Below are 14924 nucleotides of genomic sequence, written 5' to 3' on the forward strand. Positions count from 1 at the left end.
TTACGGCACCCGGCGCCACATATGAACGTGCAATGCTCGACCCCGCGCCCGCTAGCCAGACCGACGTCGCCAATATGCTCACACCGGATTTCGTCGTCATCGACGTCGAGACGGCATGCTCGCGCGTCAGCAGCATCTGCCAGGTCGGGATCGTCGGGTTTCGCGACGGCCGCGAGATCTTCGAATACGAGACGCTGGTCGATCCGCGCGACGAATTCAACATGTTCAATACTCGGATCCACGGGATCACCGAACAGCACGTCACGGGTAAACCTTGCTTCGGGGACATCCATAGCATTGTCGATGGTCATTTGTCGGGCCGGACGACGGTGGCGCATTCCTATTTCGACAAGGGCGCACTTGCCGCGGCGTGCCGCATCCATGACCGTCCCCCGATCGAGACGGTCTGGCTCGACAGCGTCCGTGTTGCGCAGCGCGCCTGGCCCGATCTGGCGAGCCACCGGCTGGGCGGCCTCGCGCAATATCTCGGGATCGCGCACAAGCATCATGACGCGCTGAGCGATGCGCGCGCCGCCGGCTGGGTAATCGTCAAGGCGATCGACCATACCGGTATCGCGCTCGACGAATGGCTGAAGCCACCGCGCAAGCCCGGCCCTGCGCCGCGGCCTGCTCCTACCGGTCCGCTCATCGGCGAACGCATTGCCCTTCTCGGCGAACCTCGCGACGGGCGGCTGGCGTGCGCGATTGCCGCGCTCGGCGGGCGGATCGTATCGGCGGTCGGCAACACGACGACCATGCTCGTCATCGCCGGACGCGCGCCGTTCAGCTACTCGGCGCGCAAGAGCGGCGCCTATCGCCGAGCCGAGCAGTATCGACGGCTCGGCGGAACGATCCGCGTGGTCTCCGAAGTCGAGCTCGATCTGCCGGCTATCGCGGCCAGCTTTACGGCAGCCTGAGCAGGCGGGTGCTGCCGGCATGTGAAGGAATAGCGACCGTCCGCCTTGGCAAACGCCGGGTGGGGTGCGACCATTGTCCCAAAGCGATAGCGGAGGGCGATATGCGGTTGGCGACTTGGGGAATGGCGGTCGGGCTGGTGGCCGCACCGGCGACGGCGCAGCGCGTGCAGGTCGCGAACGGCGCGATCGAGGGCACGCACGTTTCGACCGCCGCGACGCCGGTCGATGCGTATCTGGGCATCCCCTATGCGGCGGCACCGATCGGGCCGTTGCGGTGGCAGCCGCCGCGGCCTGCAGCGCAATGGACTGGTGTCCGCAAGGCAGACCGTTTCGGTGCGCGCTGCATGCAGCAACCACTGTTCGCCGACATGAAGTTCCGCTCGCCGGGTATCAGCGAGGACTGCCTGACGCTCAACGTCTGGACGCCGGCGGGCACGAAGCCGGGCGCGCGGCTGCCCGTGCTGTTCTACATCCACGGTGGTGGCGCGATCGCGGGTGACGGGTCGGAACTGCGCTATGACGGCGCGGCGATGGCGCAGAAGGGCATCGTCGTCGTGACGATCAACTACCGGCTCGGCGCGTTCGGGTTCCTCGCGACCAGCGCGCTGGCAGCGGAATCGCCGACCCATTCCGCGGGGAATTACGGCCTGCTCGATCAGGCCGCGGCGCTGGCCTGGGTCCGGCGCAACGCCGCCGCGTTCGGGGGCGACCCTGCGCGGATCACCATCGGCGGCGAGAGCGCGGGATCGATGTCGGTCAGCGTGCTGATGACCTCGCCACTCACCCGCACGCAGTTCGCCGGCGCGATCGGCGAGAGCGGCGGCGTGCTGCCGCCGACCTTCCGCCCCAAGCCTCTCGCGGTGGCGACGAAGGACGGCGATGCGTTCGCGGTCGCAGCGGGTGCGTCGTCGCTCGACGCACTTCGTGCGATGCCGGCCGAGGCTTTGCTTGCTGCGCAGGGGACGCAGCGGTTCCGCGCGGACTTCATCGTCGACGGGCAGTTCCTGACGGAGCCGCCGATCGATACCTACACCGCCGGGCGCGCGGCGCGTGTGCCGTTGCTGGTCGGTGCGAACTCGCAGGAGGGAAGCTGGACGAGCATTCTTGCCGGGCAACCGCCGACCGTGGCGAATTATCGCGCGGGCGTCGCGAAGCTCTTTACCGATGCGGACGCCCTGCTCGCCTTGTACCCGGCGAAGTCGGATGCCGACGTGCCCGTCGCGGCGACCGCGTTGGCAAGCGATGCATTTCTCGGCGCGTCGACGTGGAAATGGTTCGACCTGCACCGCCGGACGCGCCAGCCAACCTATTATTATCATTTCGCGCATCCCCGTCCGGCCGCGCTGCCGCCGCTGACCAATCCCGACGTGCCGCCGATCGGGGCAGTGCACAGCGCGGAGATCGAATACGCGCTGGGCAACCTCGACACGAACCCGGCTTATGCGTGGACGGCGGACGATCGCCGGATTTCGACGGTGTTCCAGGGGTATTTCGCCGCGTTCATCAAGACCGCCAATCCGAACGCCGCCGGGTTGCCGCACTGGTCGCCCGCGCCATCCGGAGAGGGCGTTATTTCACGCCAGATCGTCGACGTGCAGACGCGTTCGGAACCATTCGTTGAGCAGGCACGCTATGTCGCGGCGACACCGTTGCTCGAACAGCGGGTGCCCTGAACTAGCGGACGCGTGCTAGATCTGGCCGACAAAGACCACGCCGGGCACAGACAGCGTCTGTCCGGTTGCGGTCAGTCGGCCATCGCGTTCGATCCGGAATATCGCCAGATCGCCAGATCGCTCGTTGCCGACAACGACACGGCGCTGCGCTTCGAGAACCAGCAGGAAGCGCGGCCACGTGCCGCCGCTGGGGATATGCTGGAGCAGGCTCGGCACGCCTGAGGCGTCGAGCGCAAAGACGGCAACGCTGTCATGGCCGCGGTTCGAGACGTAGAGCCGCCGCCCGGCCCGGTCGATCTCAATATGCGCGGCCTGCGAGGCGCCCTTATACCCGCTTGGCAGCGTCGAGACCGTGTGGCGGGTCGTGAAACTGCCGTTTGCGCGGGCGTCGAGCATGATGACCGTGTTGGAGAGTTCGCATACGACGTAGGCGAGCGGGCGGCGGGGATGATGGACGAGATGGCGCGGCCCCGCGCCCGGCGGCGCACGCCATGCCGCAACCGGTTCGGCCAGTGAACGCGCACGCGGGTCGAAGCGATAGGCGAAGATCGTGTCCGTCCCCAGGTCGACCGAATGCAGCCAGCGGCGATCCGGGCTGAAGCCGACCCAGTGCGCATGCGATGCCTCTTGCCGGGCCTTGTTCGGGCCTTGTCCCGTGTGGCGGAACATGACCGGTTCGCCTGGCACGCCGGTGCGCGGGTCGAGGCGGTGGAACGCCACGCTGCCGCTCGAATAATTGGCGACCGCGAGGCAGGCACTGGCGCGGTCGATCGCGACGTAACACGGGTCGGCGCCCGACGTGGCGGCGGTGCCGCGGTGCGACCAGTCGGGGGCGTAGGCAGCGATCTCGCCCGCGGCCTTCTCGCGGACGGAGTAATACGCACCGCCTGGGCCGCCGCCGACGCCGAACGACGCGTCGTCGATCCCCGATACCGGCGTGCCGACCTGCCATGTGTCGCGATCCGGGTCGAACGAGATCGGATACACGCCCTTGCCGCCTTCCCGGGCGTAGGTGCCGGCGATCAACCGTACCCGCCGCTTGCCGCCACCGGCCGCGACCGCCGGGAAGGCGAGCGTTGCCGCCATCGCGGTCAGGGCCGACCGTCGTGTCGTGGTCCAGTCGATCATGCCCGTTCCTTTGCAGCTATCGGCGGGTGTCATGCGTCAGCGGTGCCACCTAAGCAACGAACGTCGCTCAGGTTTCGACCGCGTACAGCGCGTGGTGCGTCAGGATGAACAGCGTCCGCCCATTCGCGCCGCCGAAGATCAGTTGCAGCGGGCGTTCGGGCACGTCGATCCGTCCGGTCTCGCGACCGTCGGCGTCGTGGACGAACACCTGTCCGTTCGCCAGGTAGACGCGGCCGTCCAGCCCGACTGCGACGCTTTCGCCGCCGCGGTTGGCGAACGGCTTCAAATCCGTGACACTGCCGCCGGCGCCGACCAGCCCGCTATACGTCTTGGCTTCGGAGCCGTTGCTGACGAACACCCGCTGGCCGATCTTGGCGTTCACGAAACCATAGGTGTCGAGTGCGTCCGAGAAGCGCCAGCCGAGATGGTTGGGCGGCCCCTGCTGGACGGTGCGATACGCGGGCAGGACCAGCGAGCCATCTGGCGAGACATATTCGCGCGGTTTGGGCACGGCCATGTCGCGCGCGAACATCTCGCCGAGCGTCGTGAACTGGTAGGTCGCCGGATCGATCTGATCCCTGAACTCGCCATTCACCCAGAAATTGCCGGGTAGTGCGACGCTCGCATCGCGGTGCGGGGTGACCGACGTGGGTGGGATCACGGCTATGCTATCGGGGTCGCCGGGCTTGATGCTGTAGACCGTTCCTGCCTCGCCATCGGACGACAGCACCATGAGGTTACCCGAGCGATCGACCGCGAGATTGACCGGATCGACGGGCGCATCGGCGGCGACCGACAGCCCCTTACTCGCCGTCCAGCCATAGATGCGGTGCGTATTATGCTCGACGAAGTAGAGCTTGCCCTTCGCATCCACCGCCGCGCCGGCGATCGAGTAGAACCCGTCTTCCAGCTTGCGGACGGCCGGGCCAGTGGACGTCGCGACCGGCGTGGCGCCGCGCTTTACGTCCAGCACCGCGAACTCGCGTTCGCGTACCTCCGCTCCGGAGGTCATGTCCTGGATCGCGTTCTCATACGGGAACTTGCTCGCGCGCAGGTCGGTGCCGCAGCCTTCCGCATCGCAGAACGCCAGCCCGCTTTCCCCGTTCACATGCAAGTTGCGGAAGCGGATATCGTCGGAATTGTAGATCCGCACCGCCGATGGCGCCGGTTGGAGCGACCGCGTGACGCGATAGGCGTGATAGTTCGCGAACAGGATGTTGCTCGAATTGCGAACCTCGAGCGACAGCGCGTTGCGGCTCTCGCCCGCCTCTTCCTCGGTCTGCGGCGCGAGGAACTCCCAGTTCTTGACGCCGTCGAGGACGATCTCGGCGCGCGCGTGATGCTCGGCGGACATCTCGTACACATGGCCCGGCGTGCTGGTGTTCGAGACGTGGAGACCGGCGGCGGCGAAGGTGTTGGGCGTCCACAAATTGTTGAACGTGCCGCCGCCACCATCGGTGACCGACAGGCTCGCATATTGGCCGTCCCAGCGCTTGCGCGGATCGGCGTCGCCGGTGTGGTCGGCGTTGTACGGATCGATCCGACTGCCGTCGGCGCCGCTGGTGCCGTGGCCGCCGTGAAAGCGGACGTCGTCGACCAGCGAGTCCGCGCCGGCCTTCCACAACAACGCGGTCGCGCGTGGGTTGATACCGCCGGTGGTCAGGCCGATGCCAGAGACGATCGCCGCGCCACCCTTCGCGCTTTCGATCAGCCCCTTGGCGGCACCGATGCCGCGGAAGGCCGGCATGTCTTCCGCCAGGACGATCTGGGTCATGTCCGGATGCAGGGCAATCAGTACCGTGTCGGGCCGCAGCTTCAGCGTATCAGAAACGCGATAGAAGCCAGTGGGGAAATAGACCACGCGGTGCGTATCGATCGCGTGCTGGATCGCCGCAGTGTCGTCGGTCGCGTCGTCGCCCTTTGCGCCCGCGCTCCGGACGTCGAACCACTGCGCGACGGGCGGCAGCGCGCGGATCGCGGGCGGTATCCGCGTGGGCATTGCCGGGATCGTCGCGGCATCGACGCGCGTCTCGTACTTGCCGGTCGCACCGAGCCCCGACAGCGTCAGGCCATAGCTGAACGCCTTGACCCGGTATCGCGCGCCCTGCCCGGCCACGGTCTTCCCGCTGTCACGGAACCGCGCGAAGATCGGCACGGCGCTGGCAGTGGCGTCCTGGAAGCCGATCTGCGTGTAGACATTGTCCTCGTTGCTGATGACGACGGCCGCGTCCGAGACGTTCTCGAACCGCACGTCGCGGCCCCATAGCCAGTCGCCATAGCCACGGTCTATCTCGATCCCGACGGGGACGTTGCGGATGCTGGTGTTGACGAGCGTCAGCCCCGCCTCATGCTCGCGGATCGCCGCCTCGCGCTGGCCCTCGAACGACGAATCCAGCAGCGTGTACTGCCACGCGGGCGAGGTCTTCTCGCTGAGGATGCCGTAGCGCCCGCCGAAGAAGCGCAGGTCCTGCCCGACATTGCCGACCTGGTAGATACCGGCCAACCCGGAGCCGATGTGGAAGTCGACATGGCTCAGATACGCGTGCTGCGCCAAGTGGAACCGGACGGCGGTCGCCGCGGGATTGCCGTCGCCGATCTCGAAATCGACGTTGCTGAGCGCGGAGTAGAACGTCCCCGAATTGGCGTCGGCGATGGTGGCGTCGAACGGTACGCTGGTCGGCGGTGGCACCGGTACCTTTGGCGGCGCGGCGCGGGTGTCGGCGCGCGAACCGGTAAAGAACAGCATGTTCGCCACGCCGGTCTGGAACCCTGGGGTTGCCGCGCCGAGCATGATGACGGGACGCGTCTTGCCGGTTCCGAACACGCGCACGCCCGGCCAGACGAAGATGGTTCGCGAGATGCGGTAGCGGCCGGCGGGCAGGAAGACGATGCCCTCGCCGCCCTTCGCGCTCGCCGCGCTGTCGATCGCGGACTGGATCGCGGCGGTATCGTCGGTTCGGCCGTCACCGCGGGCGCGAACCGTCACCGCGCGTGGATCTGCCGGTGCGGTGAGAAATGCCGATTGAGACGGAGAGGCCGAACGGGGGGCTGCAAACGCTGGAACGGTCGTCCCCAGAAGCGCGATCGCTAGTGTCAGTTTCACAGGCTCACCCGAGATTGTTGTGGGACGCGCCGGACGATGTCCGCCAGTCTGCACCGCAGGTAGTGGCGCATGCGACCATAGGCGATCACGACCAAGGTCGTAGTAGCCGATCCCGCGCGCACGGACGATAGACGGTGACGAACCGACCGCGCGCAGCTTATGGAGAGCCAGTGCCTCCTTCCTTCCAAACGATCCCCGATCCGGCCGACGCGCCACCCTATGCCATCATCGTGATGGGCGTCAGCGGCAGCGGCAAGTCGACACTGGGTGCCGAACTTGCGCGACGTCTGCGCTGCGAATTCCTTGAGGGCGATGATTTCCATAGTTCCGACAGCGTCGCGAAGATGCGGTCGGGTAAGCCGCTCGACGATCAGGATCGCTGGCCCTGGCTCGATAGGATTGCAGCCGGATTGCACGATGCGGCCCGGACGGATGGTACTGCGGTTGCAGCGTGTTCGGCGTTGAAGCGCGCCTATCGCGATCGACTGGCGGACGCCGTCGCCATGCCGTTGCTGTTCGTGTTCCTCGATACGAAGGACAGCGGCGAACTCGCCCGACGACTGGTACACCGTGCGGACCATTACATGCCGGCCAGCCTGCTCGCGAGTCAGCTCGATACCCTTGAAGAACTGGGTCCCGACGAGCGCGCCGTCACGCTCGATGCGGAGGACGCGCCCGATCGGCTTTGCGCCGAAGCGCTCGCGTGGATCGGACGCGAGACATCCGGCACGGCCGGGTCGGCCGAAGACGCACGACGAAGGTCGTAATAGCCAAGCCGATCGGCAAGGCCGACACTCGGTGGCAGTACTCGCGCAGGAGTGCGGTCGAGGGTCGTTGATGTCGCTACGCGTTGCTTTCGCCCTCATGCTGGTCTCCGCGCCCGCCGCTGCGCAACAGGCCCCCGTCGTGGCGCTCTGGCCGAACGGCGCGCCCGGATCGGAAGCGCGCCGGACCGAGGCCGAGACGGTAAAAGACAGCTATGTCAGCAACGTCCACAACCCCACGCTGACGATCCACCGTCCCGCCCCCAGCCATGCCAACGGTGCCGCGGTGATCGTCGCGCCCGGTGGCGGTCACCGCATGCTGGTGTGGATCAACGAGGGCGAGGTGCCCGCCAAAGCGCTCAACCGCTACGGCGTCACGACGTTCGTCCTGAAATACCGCCTCGCGCGTGATCCGGGTTCATCGTACGATATCGAGCGCGACGCGGCAGCCGATCTGCGGCGTGCGGTCCGGTGGGTCCGTGCGCATGCGAGCGACTACGCGATCGATCCTGCCCGGATCGGCGTGATGGGCTTTTCGGCAGGCGGCGAACTCGTGTCAGTCGTCGCCGACAACCCCGCGCCGGCACAAACGCCGACGGACGCGATCGACCGGGTGAGTGCACGGCCGGACTTCCAGGTGCTCGTCTATCCGGGGCCGCTCGGCACGCCGGCCAAGGCGGTCGTAAACGCGCCGCCCGCGTTCCTCGTTGCGGGGTCGCTCGACCAGTGCTGCGCGACATCGGCGATGACGCTGTATTCACAGCTCCGTGCGGCGGGCGTTTCGGCAGAGTTGCACCTTTACGCAGACACCGATCATGCGTTCAATCTCGGCACGCGGTCGGAGCGCGTCTCGATCCAGCACTGGCCCGATCGGCTTGCGGACTGGCTCGCCGATGGCGGCTGGCTCATTCCGCGCGGATCGGCAAAGATGCTTCCAGTTTCTCGAAAGGAACCCTGATGGAATTCGGCAGGCGTGATCTCCTGGTCGCCGCGGCAACGCTGGCCGCCACATCGAGCGGCGTGGCGCGTGCGGCGCCCGATCGGAAGCTCGGCTATGCTATCGTAGGGCTCGGCTATTACGGGTTGCAGACGATCCTGCCGCAGTTCGTCAATTGCGAGCATTCGCGCGTAACCGCGCTGGTCAGCGGCGACCGGGCAAAGGCGCTCGCGACCGCGACGAAGTACGGCGTGCCCGAGCGGTCAATCTATACCTACGCCGATTTCGACCGCATCCGCGACAATCCCGACGTCGACATCGTCTATGTCTGCCTGCCCAATTCGATGCATGCCGAATACACCATCCGCGCGGCGAAGGCCGGCAAGCACGTCATGTGCGAGAAGCCAATGGCGATCTCGGTCGCCGAATGCGAGGCGATGATCCGGGCGTGCAAGACCGCGGGCAAGAAGCTGATGATCGGCTATCGCTGTCACTTCGAGCCGTTCAACCTGGAGGCGATGCGGCTGGCCAAGTCGGGTGCGGCGGGCAAGATCCGCTACGTCCGTTCGGAGCATGGCTTCGTCCAGGGCGATCCGAACAAATGGCGGCTGAAGCGCGCCTTGTCCGGTGGCGGGTCGCTGATGGACATGGGCATCTACAGCCTGCAGGCCGCGCGCTACATGACCGGCGAGGAGCCGATCGCGGTCACCGCGCGCGAATCCACCGACCGTCGCGATCCGCGTTTTCGCGAGGTCGAGGACATGATCGAATGGACGCTCGAATTCCCGTCGGGCGCGATCGCCGGATGCCAGTCGATGTATAGCGCCAATCAGAACCATATCCTGCTGATGGGCGACAAGGGGCGCATCGAGCTGGAGCCGGCGACGCGCTATGATGGCAACAAGATGTGGACCGGCCGCGACGGGCGCGAGACTGCGATCACCAGCCCCCCGCCCGGCCCCGGCAAGACGCAGTTCGCGGGGCAGGTCGATCATCTGGCCGAATGCATTCTCGACGGGCGCGAACCGATCGTCTCGGGCGAAGAGGGCCTGCGCGATATGCGCATTGTCGAGGCGATCTATCGGTCCGTCCGCGAAGGCCGGACGGTGAAGCTGTGATGCGGCCGTTGCTTGCGGTCGTGCTAGCTATTGGCGTGACCTTCTCCCTGCCCGCGCAGACCGCCAGCGATCCGACGAGCTTCGCTGCATCGGCCGACGTTCGCGCGCGGATCGTTGCGCTCGAGAAGACAATGAAACCGGGCCAGGGGTTCGCCATGGCGCCGTTGGTACAGGCGGACGGGACGAGCGCCTCGCTCGAATATTGGAAGGCGCCGGGCAAACCTGCGGTGCACCCGGACGAGGCCGAATATGCGACCGTGATGGCGGGATCGGGGACGCTCGTCTCGGGCGGTACGCTGGTCGCGCCGAAGCTGCGCTTTCCGGGGCTGGTCGAAGGCGACCGGATCGAGGGTGGCACGACGCGGAAGCTTGCGGTCGGCGACGTGTTCCTGATCCCGGCAGGCACGCCGCACTGGTTCGGCATCGATGGCAAGCTGGTGATGCTTGGGACGAAGATCAGGACGTCAGGTCAGCGGAAACCCAGCCAGTAGAGCAAGCCGATATTGACCGCGAGCAAGGGCAGCGCGGTCGGTATCTGCGCGCGGATGACGGCGTTCTTGTCCTTGAGGTCGAGCAAGGCGGCGGGGACGAGATTAAAGTTGGCCGCCATCGGCGTCATCAGCGTGCCGCAGAATCCGCTGAGCATGCCGATCGCCGCGACCACCGCGGGATCGCCGCCATAGTGGCGCACGAGCAGCGGGATACCGATCGCCGCGGCCATCACCGGGAACGCCGCGAACGCGTTGCCCATGACCATCGTGAACAGTGCCATGCCGAGCGTATAGGCGAGGACTGCACCGATCAGGCTGCCCTCGGGGATCGCGTGACCGGCCAGACCGCCGACGACGTCGCCGACACCGGCGAGCGCGAATACCGCTCCGAGGCTTGCCAGCATCTGCGGTAGGACGGCGGCCCAGCCGATCGCGTCCATCAACCTGACGCCTTCCGCGAGTGGTGTGGCGATGCGGGGGCGGAACCATAGGCGCATCGCGACCAGTGCGATCAGGACGCCGCAGGTTAGCGCGACGAGCGTCGCTTGCTTGGGGTCGACGAGGCTCGGGACTGTGCGGAACAGAACCGTACCGCCAAGTGCTGCGGCCGGGATGATGAGGGCGGGCAGGAATATCCGATTACCGAGACGGGCCGCCTCGACACGCCGTTCGTCGAGCGTAGTCGTAGCACGCCCGCCCCTTCCCATCGCGCCTGACCCGGCAATCGCGACGAGCGCCAGGACGAGAACGCCGTTGCCGACATCACCGAGCTTTCCCCCCAGCAGGAAGCTGATCGCCAGCACCGCGTAGAACGCCGCGTTGCCGAAGCGTTTCGGGTTGGTGCGATCGGTCGCGCTCAGGATTGCAAACGCGGCGAACATCAGGCCGGCGACGCCGTAGATGAAGCCGGTGCCGATCAACGCGCGTGCGCCAGTCGGCGGTCGAGCAGCCATAGGCGGAAGCCGTGGATGATGAACGCAGCTATCGCGGTCGGAATCGCCCACATCGAGAGGTGGAGCGGCTGGATGACGATGCCGTAGCCTTCGAGCACGCCTTTCATCAGCAGGATCGAACCGATCGCGATGAAGATATCCTCGCCGAAGAAGAGCCCGATATTATCGGTCGCGGCCGCCATCGCCGGGATGCGGTCGCCGCCGGGCGCAAAGCCCTGCGCTTCGGCGGCGGCTTCGGCCATCGGTGCGACCAGGGGGCGGACGCTTTGTGCCGGGCCGGCAATCGAGGTCAGGCCGAGTGCTGCGGTGAGCTGGCGGAACAGCAGATAGCCGATTAACAGGCGCCCTACCGTCGCGCCGCGGAGCTTGCCGATCGCGAGTCGGGCGCGTTCTTGGAGTCCGTGGCGTTCGAGCATCCCGATCACCGGCAGCACTATGTAGATCACGGTGACGTACCGGTTCTCGTTGAATGCCTTCCCGAACGCGGCGAGGATCGCGAGGGGTGCTATCCCGGCGGCAAGGCCGGTGACGAGCGCGGAGACGGCGACGACGAGCAGCGGATTGAACCGGAGCAGGAAGCCCGCGACGATCACCGCGATGCCGCAGAGGACCAGCATGCCGTCTAGCGTGCCTGCTTGGCAAGATCGGCGTCGAACGCGACCTTGGCCTTCGCGACGATCTTCGGCAGCAACGTCGGATCGATGAACGCAGTCGTGTCGCCGGCTTGGCGACGTTTGCCCTTGCCGATCACGTCGGCGAGTTCGGGGTGCGACGGGAGGACGATGGCGGCGTGCAGCGAACCAAGCATGGCGATGCTGCGGCGATAGTCGGCGACGATGCCGGGATAGGCACGGTTGCCGATCAGGCGATTGCCGGCGACGCTGACGCTGCACGGGAAGACGACGTCTAGCGGGCGCGGCTTGGCGGGGATGCGCATCGTCCAGGTCGTGCAGCCGGGCGTGTGGCCGGGCGTGGCGCGTGCGGTCAGCGTCACGTTGCCGAGCGTGACCTTGTCGCCGTCGCGTGCGCCGCGGTCGACGTGGACGGGCGGGAAGCGGATGACGCCGTAGCTGGTCTCGCCGGGCGGTGTGCCGGTTTCGAGCGCGCGGACATCGCGAGCGCCAGCTACCACGCGAGCGCCGGTTGCGCGCTTGAGTGCGGCTACACCCGCGGCGTGATCGAAGTGCGCGTGAGTGACGAGGATGAACTTTACGCCGCGTGGGCGTACTCCGGCGGCCGCGATGTTGCGTTCGATCATGCCGGCATTTTCGGCGAGCGTGCCGTCGATCAGGATCGCGCCTGCGCTGGTCTTGATGAGGTAGGCGGCGATGCCTTCGCTGCCGACATAGGTGATCGGGCCGGCGATCGGGAACGGGGCTTGGGCGCGCGTCCAGGCGGGCGGGTCCGCGGCGCCGAGGAGCAGCGGTGCGCTGGCGGCGATCGCTAGTGCGCCCATCAACGACCGCGCGCGGAAGCTCAGCGATCCTCCCCCGCCAGGGGGAAGTGGCGGGCGTAGCCTGACGGAGGGGGCGGTATGCGATGCCATCTGTTTCGTGTCCTCCCCCTCCGTCTGGCAAGAGCCAGCCACCCCCCTGGCGGGGGAGGATTGCGTCGTGCGTCTAGTTCATTCCCACTCGATCGTGCCGGGGGGCTTCGAGGTGTAGTCGTACGTCACCCGGTTGATGCCCTTGACCTCGTTGATGATCCGGGTCGCGACGCGCGGCAGGAAGTCGCCGGGGAACTGGAACGCCTGTGCGGTCATGCCGTCGGTCGAGGTGACCGCGCGCAGGGCCAGCACGTTGTCGTAGGTGCGGCCGTCGCCCATCACGCCGACGCTGCGGACCGGGAGCAGCACCGCGAAAGCCTGCCAGATCGTGTCGTAGAGGCCCGCCGCGCGGATCTCCTCGAGGTAGATCGCATCCGCCTTGCGCAGGATGTCGCAGCGTTCCTTGGTGACTTCGCCGGGGATGCGGATCGCGAGGCCGGGTCCGGGGAACGGGTGACGACCGACGAAGATCTCGGGGAGCCCGAGTTCGCGCCCGAGCACGCGGACCTCGTCCTTGAACAGCTCGCGCAACGGCTCGACGAGCTTCATGTTCATGCGGTCGGGCAGGCCGCCGACATTGTGGTGGCTCTTGATCGTCACCGACGGGCCGCCGGTGAAGCTGACGCTCTCGATCACGTCCGGGTACAGCGTACCCTGCGCAAGGAACTCGGCGCCACCAAGCTTCTTGGCCTCGGTATCGAACACGTCGATGAAGGTCTTGCCGATGAACTTGCGCTTCAGCTCGGGGTCGGTGATCCCGGCGAGGCCGCTGAGGAACAGCTCCTCGACGTTCACGTGGATCAGCGGGATGTTGTACGCGCCGCGGAACAGGCTGACGACCTGCTCGCTCTCGCCGGCGCGCATCAGGCCGTGGTCGACGTATACGCATGTGAGCTGCTCGCCGATCGCCTCGTGAATCAGCACCGCGGCGACCGCCGAGTCGACGCCGCCCGACAGGCCGCAGATGACGCGGCCCTTGCCGACCTGCGCACGGATCTCGGCGATCTTGGTCTCGCGGAACTCGGCCATAGTCCAGTCGCCACTGAGCCCGCAGACGTGGCGCGCGAAGTTGGCGATCAGCTTGCCGCCATCGGGGGTGTGGACGACCTCAGGGTGGAACTGCACGCCGTAGAAGCGCCGCGCCTCGTCGGCGACGATCGCATAGGGCGCGCCGGTCGAGGTCGCGACGGGGGTGAAGCCGGGCGGGATCGCGTCGACCTTGTCGCCGTGGCTCATCCAGACCTGGTGGCGTTCGCCCTCGGCCCAGAGGCCGTCGAACAGCGCGCAGTTGGACTTGACCTCGATGAACGCGCTGCCGAACTCGCCGCCATCGCCCGAGACGATAACGTTGCCGCCGAGCTGTGCGGACATGACCTGCTGGCCGTAGCAGATGCCGAGGATCGGAATACCCGCCTCGAAGAAGCGCTGCGGCACCCGCGGGGAGTTCTCGGTGGTGACCGAGGCGGGGCCGCCGGAGAGGATGATGCCCTTGGGCTGCATCCGGTCGAACGCGGCCTCGGCGGACTGGAAGGGGGCGATCTCGCTATAGACGCCAGCCTCGCGCACGCGGCGGGCGATCAGCTGGGTTACCTGGCTGCCGAAATCGACGATGAGAATGCTGTCTGGGTGCTCCATGTCGGGCGCATAGCCGGATGGGACCCGTAACGAAAGAGGCCGCGCCTCCCGGATGGGAAACGCGGCCTGCAATTCGAATACGATTAGGCGGGGATTACGCTGCGTCGTCGTACTCGGCGTCCGACATCACCGGACCCGAATCCTGGCCCTTCGCCGAGACGTCGCGGTCGACGAACTCGATGACGGCCATCGGCGAGGCGTCCGACATGCGGATACCGGCCTTGATGACGCGGGTGTAGCCGCCGTTGCGATCCGCATAACGGGTCGCGAGCGTGTCGAACAGCTTGATCAGCTGCGCATCGTCGAGCAGCTTGCCGTGCGCGAGACGACGGTTGGACAGGCCACCCTTCTTCGCGAGCGTGATCAGCTTCTCGACGTAGGGACGCAGTTCCTTCGCCTTGGCGACGGTGGTGGTGATCTGCTCGTGCTTGATGAGCGCGGCGCTCATGTTGCGAAACAGAGCAAGACGATGGGCCGAGGTCCGCTGAAGCTTACGGCCGCCTACGCGATGGCGCATGTTTAATACCTTTTCGTTCGTTCAGGGGCCGTGTGAGGTACCCGGGAGCAGGCAGTGTTGCGGCCACTGCCAATCGCCGTAGTCCAAAGGTCACACTAAGGTTGCGCCTAGGACGCTTCCTTAGCCCTTCTCTCGATTGTCT

Annotated in this window: 13 protein-coding genes; 6 read left to right on the forward strand and 7 right to left on the reverse strand. The window is 66.8% G+C overall.

Annotated elements, in window-relative coordinates:
* Positions 1-32 precede the first annotated feature (32 nt).
* Together AC1MH0_RS04755 and AC1MH0_RS04760 are read left to right on the forward strand one after the other, a co-directional pair.
* A complete protein-coding gene (locus AC1MH0_RS04755) occupies positions 33-917 on the forward strand; it encodes an exonuclease domain-containing protein (RefSeq protein WP_480964925.1) in 885 nt (294 codons plus the stop codon).
* Between the two features lie 101 nt (positions 918-1018).
* Positions 1019-2590 carry a carboxylesterase/lipase family protein gene (locus AC1MH0_RS04760; RefSeq protein ID WP_480964926.1) on the forward strand — a complete coding sequence of 524 codons (1572 nt, stop codon included), beginning with the start codon at positions 1019-1021 and terminating at the stop codon, positions 2588-2590.
* A 15-nt stretch (positions 2591-2605) separates the two neighbouring features.
* Here AC1MH0_RS04760 and AC1MH0_RS04765 read toward each other — a convergent pair whose 3' ends face one another.
* Both AC1MH0_RS04765 and AC1MH0_RS04770 read right to left on the reverse strand, forming a co-directional pair.
* A complete protein-coding gene (locus AC1MH0_RS04765; protein ID WP_480964927.1) occupies positions 2606-3718 on the reverse strand; it encodes a lactonase family protein in 1113 nt (370 codons plus the stop codon).
* A 67-nt stretch (positions 3719-3785) separates the two neighbouring features.
* Positions 3786-6821, reverse strand: a complete 3036-nt coding sequence (locus AC1MH0_RS04770; RefSeq protein WP_480964928.1) for a glycosyl hydrolase family 28-related protein — start codon at positions 6819-6821, stop codon at positions 3786-3788.
* 170 nt (positions 6822-6991) lie between these two features.
* Between AC1MH0_RS04770 and AC1MH0_RS04775 the strand changes: the two genes are divergently transcribed.
* From AC1MH0_RS04775 to AC1MH0_RS04790, 4 genes are all read left to right on the forward strand, one after another.
* Positions 6992-7588, forward strand: a complete 597-nt coding sequence (locus AC1MH0_RS04775) for a gluconokinase (protein ID WP_480964929.1) — start codon at positions 6992-6994, stop codon at positions 7586-7588.
* Positions 7589-7658: 70 nt separating this feature from the next.
* Positions 7659-8543, forward strand: a complete 885-nt coding sequence (locus AC1MH0_RS04780) for an alpha/beta hydrolase (RefSeq protein ID WP_480964930.1) — start codon at positions 7659-7661, stop codon at positions 8541-8543.
* Positions 8543-9640 (forward strand): Gfo/Idh/MocA family protein, encoded by a 1098-nt coding sequence (locus AC1MH0_RS04785; RefSeq protein WP_480964931.1) that lies wholly within the window; start codon positions 8543-8545, stop codon positions 9638-9640. Before AC1MH0_RS04780 ends, AC1MH0_RS04785 begins: the two co-directional genes overlap by 1 nt.
* Positions 9640-10131: a cupin domain-containing protein gene (locus AC1MH0_RS04790; protein WP_480964932.1), complete on the forward strand. Its 492-nt coding sequence runs from the start codon at positions 9640-9642 to the stop codon at positions 10129-10131. Before AC1MH0_RS04785 ends, AC1MH0_RS04790 begins: the two co-directional genes overlap by 1 nt.
* Here AC1MH0_RS04790 and AC1MH0_RS04795 read toward each other — a convergent pair.
* From AC1MH0_RS04795 to rplQ, 5 genes are all read right to left on the reverse strand, one after another.
* Positions 10110-11051: a DUF979 domain-containing protein gene (locus AC1MH0_RS04795; RefSeq protein WP_480965678.1), complete on the reverse strand. Its 942-nt coding sequence runs from the start codon at positions 11049-11051 to the stop codon at positions 10110-10112. The two genes, AC1MH0_RS04790 and AC1MH0_RS04795, sit on opposite strands and share 22 nt — an antisense overlap.
* Entirely contained in the window at positions 11048-11701 is a 654-nt protein-coding gene (locus tag AC1MH0_RS04800) for a DUF969 domain-containing protein (protein ID WP_480964933.1), read from the reverse strand. Before AC1MH0_RS04800 ends, AC1MH0_RS04795 begins: the two co-directional genes overlap by 4 nt.
* 5 nt (positions 11702-11706) lie before the next feature.
* A complete protein-coding gene (bla, locus tag AC1MH0_RS04805) occupies positions 11707-12630 on the reverse strand; it encodes a subclass B3 metallo-beta-lactamase (RefSeq protein ID WP_480964934.1) in 924 nt (307 codons plus the stop codon).
* Between the two features lie 78 nt (positions 12631-12708).
* Positions 12709-14265, reverse strand: coding sequence for a glutamine-hydrolyzing GMP synthase (guaA, locus tag AC1MH0_RS04810; protein WP_480964935.1), 1557 nt, complete (start codon positions 14263-14265; stop codon positions 12709-12711).
* A gap of 94 nt (positions 14266-14359) precedes the next feature.
* Positions 14360-14782, reverse strand: coding sequence for a 50S ribosomal protein L17 (rplQ, locus tag AC1MH0_RS04815; protein ID WP_056482675.1), 423 nt, complete (start codon positions 14780-14782; stop codon positions 14360-14362).
* Positions 14783-14924: the final 142 nt, after the last annotated feature.

It is taken from the genome of Sphingomonas sp. AP28 (genome assembly GCF_056680455.1).

Excerpts from the sequence above, each read along its gene's own strand:
- AC1MH0_RS04760 (WP_480964926.1), top strand. The coding sequence starts at position 1,019 with ATGCGGTTGGCGACTTGGGGAATGGCGGTCGGGCTGGTGGCCGCACCG.
- AC1MH0_RS04780 (WP_480964930.1), top strand. The coding sequence starts at position 7,659 with ATGTCGCTACGCGTTGCTTTCGCCCTCATGCTGGTCTCCGCGCCCGCC.
- AC1MH0_RS04755 (WP_480964925.1), top strand. The coding sequence starts at position 33 with ATGCTCGACCCCGCGCCCGCTAGCCAGACCGACGTCGCCAATATGCTC.
- rplQ (WP_056482675.1), bottom strand. The coding sequence starts at position 14,782 with ATGCGCCATCGCGTAGGCGGCCGTAAGCTTCAGCGGACCTCGGCCCAT.
- bla (WP_480964934.1), bottom strand. The coding sequence starts at position 12,630 with ATGGCATCGCATACCGCCCCCTCCGTCAGGCTACGCCCGCCACTTCCC.
- AC1MH0_RS04790 (WP_480964932.1), top strand. The coding sequence starts at position 9,640 with ATGCGGCCGTTGCTTGCGGTCGTGCTAGCTATTGGCGTGACCTTCTCC.
- AC1MH0_RS04765 (WP_480964927.1), bottom strand. The coding sequence starts at position 3,718 with ATGATCGACTGGACCACGACACGACGGTCGGCCCTGACCGCGATGGCG.
- guaA (WP_480964935.1), bottom strand. The coding sequence starts at position 14,265 with ATGGAGCACCCAGACAGCATTCTCATCGTCGATTTCGGCAGCCAGGTA.
- AC1MH0_RS04800 (WP_480964933.1), bottom strand. The coding sequence starts at position 11,701 with ATGCTGGTCCTCTGCGGCATCGCGGTGATCGTCGCGGGCTTCCTGCTC.
- AC1MH0_RS04785 (WP_480964931.1), top strand. The coding sequence starts at position 8,543 with ATGGAATTCGGCAGGCGTGATCTCCTGGTCGCCGCGGCAACGCTGGCC.